At 33.0% G+C, this 4542-nt stretch carries 4 protein-coding genes and 1 pseudogene; all 5 read right to left on the bottom strand.

Translation table 11 applies throughout. The annotated features are described in order from the left end of the window. Positions 1-89: 89 nt before the first annotated feature. Positions 90-1154, bottom strand: a complete 1065-nt coding sequence (locus FTV08_RS15790; RefSeq protein WP_257221285.1) for a hypothetical protein — start codon at positions 1152-1154, stop codon at positions 90-92. Next, the gene (locus FTV08_RS15795) at positions 1151-1651 is read right to left on the bottom strand and encodes a Mov34/MPN/PAD-1 family protein (protein ID WP_005006362.1); all 501 of its coding nucleotides are present in this window, start codon (positions 1649-1651) and stop codon (positions 1151-1153) included. The genes FTV08_RS15790 and FTV08_RS15795 overlap by 4 nt, the downstream gene beginning before the upstream one ends. After that, positions 1636-3294 carry a ThiF family adenylyltransferase gene (locus tag FTV08_RS15800; RefSeq protein ID WP_005006360.1) on the bottom strand — a complete coding sequence of 553 codons (1659 nt, stop codon included), beginning with the start codon at positions 3292-3294 and terminating at the stop codon, positions 1636-1638. Before FTV08_RS15800 ends, FTV08_RS15795 begins: the two co-directional genes overlap by 16 nt. A 9-nt stretch (positions 3295-3303) precedes the next feature. Then, positions 3304-4317, bottom strand: a complete 1014-nt coding sequence (locus tag FTV08_RS15805; protein WP_005006358.1) for a nucleotidyltransferase — start codon at positions 4315-4317, stop codon at positions 3304-3306. Positions 4318-4467: 150 nt separating this feature from the next. Then, positions 4468-4542 (bottom strand): annotated as a pseudogene (locus FTV08_RS15810) (IS6 family transposase); the annotation flags it as partial.

Raw genomic sequence — 4542 nt, forward strand, 5'->3', positions numbered from 1 at the left:
TGTACACAGTGCACTGGGTTATGTATCGCCTTTTGAGTTTGAAGCAATGTACTATGATAAGATTAACCCGTTAGGTCAGGTGGCCTAACTTAAATAAAAAAGTCTCCGACAAACCCGGTACGGTTCAATTCTTCTAAAAAATACTTTTTATAGAACTCATCAGCTGAAGCTCTTAAATGAGCTGGTAATGGTTCATGAATTAGTGTCTTATCTTTATGCAAAATAGATTTTAATGGGAGAAGGCAGCTTGCAATATCACGTCGTGAAGGAGACTGAGGAATATTGCGATTCACGGGCCAGAAAAATAAATACACTGGCATAGGAGTAAAGCTTAAAGAATCTAATAAATCTTCGCATTGTGCTGTGAAATTACTTCTCATTTGCGAGAGTCTTGAAGCTGTATATTCTGCGCCAGCAACTTTATCAATTAACCTATGATGTTTTTCACATAATAATAAAATATTCGTTGGATCATCTGATAGTTGATATGAGAAGAAGGGGATACCGCGAGTAGAATTTTCTGATGCTGCAACATTATGAGCTAAAACGCCATATGTACCTTCAAATCCAGTTATTTCATCTATGTTTAATTTTGCACCACATCCTTTAAACATACATCGGCCATGACTTGAGAGATAAATCTGGTTTTTATCTTTTTCAGATAAATCGTTACCCCTACCTGTAAGATGCTCAAAATCAAAAATTCTTTTTATGAAATATTCTAATTGGTTTACAGGGTTTGGTTTTTGTTTAGGAATCTTTCTAGGAACAAAATCTACATCTTTAACTTCGCTCTCTTGAGAGGAGGTTAAATTCCATGTTTCTTTTAACTTTTCAAAATCATGTAGAGTGTGGGCATCAATTATGTGACCTTGAAGAAAGCGTGCATAAATGGAAATTTTTTTGGCAAGCAATCTTCGGACAAAAGTTAAAGTATCATCATAATTGAGAATTATACGGAAAAAACTTTCAGGGCTTTTATTTTTCAATAAGACAAAAATTATATTTTTACGTTCTTCATCAACTAATACACCTAATGAATCTATACAAATATGCTTTAAAATTTCTTCTATATATTTATTTGCATTTGATAAATCATCTATTGCTGATAAAGAAGTCTGTAAACTTAGGGATGGGTCTAGTTGCATTTTCAATTTAACTCAATATAACCTAACAGTTTGATTTTAAAATTTTTTCTACCAATCCAGATTCCAGTTTTTACTCTTCCGATTATTAAATATAAAACTGGGTCATTAAGATTGGTAATGCCATTTAGAACAGTATCTATATCCCTTAAATCGGTTGGAGAGGGTGTTGGTACATCTTCAGGATGTGTATGCCATAGGCCTTGAAAATTATAGAATTTTTTAGATTCGTTCCAAGCTTGTATTAAAGCATATTGGTGGGACTTTGACCTAAAGAAAGACATACGTGTTTGACAGTCTCCTTCCATAGGAGAGGTAAAGCTTTCAATGATTTTAGCTTTAGTTTCTATGTCTGTTCTTCCAATTAGAATGCCACCCGATTCTGGAGAATCTGATTCTAATTGTATAAATTGCTTTAAACTCTTTAAAACATTTGCTTGAATAATAAAGACTTGGCCTGTAGGTGTGTCACATTTAATCCTCCCTTGAGTTATGTATTGCAACATGGGCATACTTCTTTATAAATTTCTTTTAAATTCAATATATTAATTCCATTTGAATTATTTACTGAATTATAAAAAGGGGTAGTAATTATTCCATTTTTATTTGCATTCTGATTGTCGCCAGAAATAGAAACAAATCCTAATTGTTGATTCAGGACATATTCAGAAATATAGCTTGCTAGCTTCATGCAATTTAAAGAAGAGAAGGGGGTAAATGCACCAGCACACCCTGTAATATTTTTAGCAATTAGCTGTCCAGATTGTACATATTTATACATAGGGGTAAGACTTTTATTTGATTTTTCATCAAAATATAAGCAGTTTAAACATCCTACATGTTTATTATTGAAAGAAATAAAATGTCCACCTAAATCATAAGGTTCTAACCAGCCTATTATTACTTGAATGTTTGCACTTATTTCATAAATAGTTTTTACGAGAGAAATCTCAGTAGGAGTATGGCCAATTGCTATGATGATAGTATCAATATCTTCAGTAATTTTTGATTTTATCCAGCTTTCACCATGGCTTACGAATGGAAAAATAGTTAATCCGGGCCTTTCTATTAAAAACTTATTAGCTAAAGAAGTAGATTTATAGGTATTAACATACTGCAAACCTAAAGAATGACGATAAATATTATCTGTTTTTAAAAGCTCTGGATCTATGAAAGAAAATTTATTTACGCCTGTTTGAGCTAATATCTCTGCAATCTTTGAGCCTAAAGCCCCACATCCGATAATCGCTATATGTCTTGTTTTTTTCTCTTGCCCCGTTCTATTTAATAAATAATCTATCCACGCTCTTTGTGTTAAAGAGACTTTAAAGCCTTTGAAGGATACTTTTTCTTTGAAAGAATACCAAATGGCATAATAAAAAATCACATAAGCAAATCCATGTTCATTTGGAATTCCCACTAGGGCATAATGATTGCCTTGTTTTAACAAAGATCGTTTGTTCTCATTAGAGAGGGTATTAACAATTTTTAGAAAATAGTCCTCATTAAAATAATCTCCTATATCTGGTATGGGGAAAACAGAAGCATCTTCTAATAATATCTTATGAATTTTTACTTTTGTGAGCTGGTTGTGGTTTATGTAAGAACTATCGCCATCATCAATATGCTCTAATATTTGATGATTCCCTTTTGATGATTTTCTTAACCAACCATATAAATTAAATGTAGAAGTAGGGTCGCAATGTAATATTACATCCTCATTTATATTTTGAGTGCTGCCTAAATATCCTTCTAGTTCGTTATACAAGCTTACTCGGTTGTTTAATTGAAAATTAATAAAAGATTGCTTGAGTATATCTATAGCCCTTTCAAAGAATTCAGTAATAAGTTCTTTATGTCTATAGCCTTCAAAGTTTTCACCTTGATGATCCGTAGTACAAATTTCCCCACTTTGACTCACATGATCTAAGGCAGACATTGGTCGTGTCAATATTCTAAAAATGGGAGGTATCGTCCAATTAGCTCTATTTTGAAAAATTAGACCAAGGCAAACCTGTTGTGTATTAATGAGAAAATCAAATTTTAGATTAACCCAATCCTTAGTAATAGAAGTGACATGGATATTTTGAGCTCCATGTTCACTTAATAGCTTTTCAATATTGTCTAACTTTGGGTTATCAAAAAACATTGAGTTTTCCTAAGCAGATTTTCCTTCTTGAGTGTAATAAGTTTGTACTACTGGTTCGGACACTTCTTGTATTTCAGGGATAGGGAATTGTCTTCCAAAAGTTTTATTTAAAATTTTGCAAGCTTCTACTGTATCAGTTTCCTCATTTACAGCTTCTAAAGATGATTTTAAATCTTCAAGTTTTGATTTTAAGTGCTCCATTTGTTTTCGGGTCAATTTTTCGAGTAAGTCTACACCTTGATGTGCAGGTAAATTAATTACGAGTCTGAAGTAATACTCGTTATTTTCTGGATCAATGCTAAAGGTAGTGAATTGATCTAATACATTATTTACTATAGAAAGTAATACCTTATTATCATTCTCATAATCTTCAGCTGTTATATGCTCATATACAGCTGTAGTGATAGCAATACTCTTAAAAAAATCTAGACCTTTCTCATTTCGCCATTGTTTCAAGTAGCGAGTACATCGTCTAAACTGATGACGTAAATCTGAATCATCTTCAAATTTTCCCAAAATTGTATCGGTAAGTTCAGTAGGATTTGAAATATCCCAAGTCTTAAGGTCTTCAGAGGAGAATTCCTTACCTCGAGCTAGATACATATTGCCTTTGTCGTCTTCAGCGTAGATGGGCAGATCTACATGATAATCGGGACTACCATTTTTGAGATAAGTGACAGTTACGCAAGGTCGTTTGATCGTTACAGTTCTATTTGAATGAGTTAAAGCATCTCTAACAATTTTTTTAATTTCTACTGAGCCATATTCCTCTTTGTCACAATCTAATAAAACTCCTACATCAATATCATAATCTCCATTCTTAGGCTTAATCCCTGTGCCCAAGGCATAACTACCTTGATTAAAGTATTCAACAAATTGAGGACCATTTGGATCCTTTTTGAGTTCATCTTTTAAGGTGCTAATCAAAAGGTCACGTTTTTCACGTAATGTACTTTCTTCGTCATAACGACCTAATCGAATATTTGTGTGGAACTTAGCATAGTGTTTTTGTGGATTCGCCATATTGTTGTATTCCTGTAGTGCTTTTGTTGTTATGGGGATCTCCTATATTAAATACAAGTTAAGACATTAAAAAAAATAGAATTTTTAAAGGGAAAATTGGCACTGTTGCAAAGTTAGCGATGAGGCAGCCTTTTGTCTTATTCAAAGGCCTTACATTTCAAAAACTCTGCTTACCAGGCGCATTTCGCCCAGGGGATCACCATAATAAAATGCTGAGGCCTGGCC

The sequence above is a fragment of the Acinetobacter sp. YH12226 genome, assembly GCF_013417805.1.
Classification (GTDB): domain Bacteria; phylum Pseudomonadota; class Gammaproteobacteria; order Pseudomonadales; family Moraxellaceae; genus Acinetobacter.

What these genes read in the sequence shown, in the direction of transcription:
- FTV08_RS15805 (WP_005006358.1), bottom strand. Translation starts at nt 4,317, where the DNA reads ATGGCGAATCCACAAAAACACTATGCTAAGTTCCACACAAATATTCGA.
- FTV08_RS15800 (WP_005006360.1), bottom strand. Translation starts at nt 3,294, where the DNA reads ATGTTTTTTGATAACCCAAAGTTAGACAATATTGAAAAGCTATTAAGT.
- FTV08_RS15795 (WP_005006362.1), bottom strand. Translation starts at nt 1,651, where the DNA reads ATGTTGCAATACATAACTCAAGGGAGGATTAAATGTGACACACCTACA.